This window comes from Streptomyces sp. SID13726, from assembly GCF_010548375.1.
Classification (GTDB): domain Bacteria; phylum Actinomycetota; class Actinomycetes; order Streptomycetales; family Streptomycetaceae; genus Streptomyces.
Genome location: NZ_JAAGLY010000339.1, coordinates 1 through 477 on the forward strand (window position 1 = coordinate 1; position 477 = coordinate 477).

The 477-nt window shown below is 70.9% G+C and carries 1 protein-coding gene; it reads left to right on the forward strand.

Features of this window, described 5'->3' with window-relative positions; genetic code table 11:
- Positions 1-220: 220 nt before the first annotated feature.
- Positions 221-477 (forward strand): VOC family protein (locus tag G3I78_RS47960; RefSeq protein ID WP_203616528.1); only part of this gene is annotated, 257 nt, incomplete at its 3' end.

A 477-nucleotide genomic window follows, 5' to 3' on the forward strand; every position in this document is an offset into this window, starting at 1 on the left:
GCCGCGAAGAAGAGCACAGGCCGCTCGACGTCGAAGGAGAAGTCGACGGCGACCAAGACGACCCGCAAGAAGGCGTCCGCGTAGGGGTGGCGATCCCGCCCCGGCCCGACGCGGGGCGAGGGGCGCACGATGAGTTCGGCTCCCGGCCCCCGTCGGAACCGGTGGGCGGTCGTCCGGCCGCCCGCGAGACCTGTGACGCTTGTGACGAACGGAGACGACGATGCGCGCGATCGTGCCGAGCCTGTGGTTCGACGGCAACCTCGAGGAGGCCATCACCTTCTACGCGAGCGTCTTCCCCGACGCGACGGTCGGCGACGTGTTCCGCCAGCCCGACGGTACGGCGGTGTCGGCCGACTTCGAGCTCGCCGGGCACCGGTTCGCCGCCATCAACGGCGGCCCGCAGTTCCCGTTCACCGAGGCGGTGTCGTTCGTCGTCGAGTGCGAGTCGCAGGACGAGGTCGACGAGTACTGGGCCGC